A 680-nucleotide genomic window follows, 5' to 3' on the forward strand; every position below is an offset into this window, starting at 1 on the left:
TCAGAACGTCGTGAGACAGTTCGGTCCCTATCTGCCGTGGGCGTAAGAAGATTGAAGAGATTTGACCCTAGTACGAGAGGACCGGGTTGAACAAACCACTGGTGTAGCTGTTGTTCTGCCAAGAGCATCGCAGCGTAGCTAAGTTTGGAAAGGATAAACGCTGAAAGCATCTAAGCGTGAAGCCAACTCTAAGATGAATCTTCTCTAAGCTCTCTAGAAGACTACTAGTTTGATAGGCTGGGTGTGTAATGGATGAAAGTCCTTTAGCTGACCAGTACTAATAGAGCGTTTGGCTTATCTTTAATAAAGCATCACTTCCTTGTTAAGGTTTTTAAGAAGACTTTGAATATAGATAATATTTAGAGTTTAATAGAAATCTTTCAAGTAAAGTTTATATTAGAACTTGCTCTTAACATTGTTTTTTAAGTATTCTATATAAAAACTTATCAAAGATAAAAGATAAGAAAAGAAGAAAGAGAATAAAGAAAAAAGTAAAGGAATAAAAGATTAAGCTTTATTTTTAAATTCAATCTTTCAAAGAATATTTAAATAACAATGTCCGTGATTATACAGATGTGGAAACGCCTTGCTCCATCCCGAACCAAGAAGCTAAGCACATCGTGGGTGATGATACTACGCCTTACTGGCAGGGGGAAAGTAGCTCATTGCGGACTTGTTAA

General features: G+C 36.8%; 2 rRNA genes. Both read left to right on the forward strand.

What is annotated here, in order from left to right:
* Positions 1-302: ribosomal RNA gene (locus ELQ06_RS08520) — 23S ribosomal RNA — on the forward strand; the annotation flags it as partial.
* A 255-nt stretch (positions 303-557) separates the two neighbouring features.
* Positions 558-674, forward strand: a 5S ribosomal RNA gene (gene rrf / locus ELQ06_RS08525).
* Positions 675-680 lie beyond the last annotated feature (6 nt).

Origin of the sequence: Campylobacter sp. CH246, from assembly GCF_004378835.1 — a bacterium.
Lineage (GTDB): Bacteria > Campylobacterota > Campylobacteria > Campylobacterales > Campylobacteraceae > Campylobacter_D > Campylobacter_D jejuni.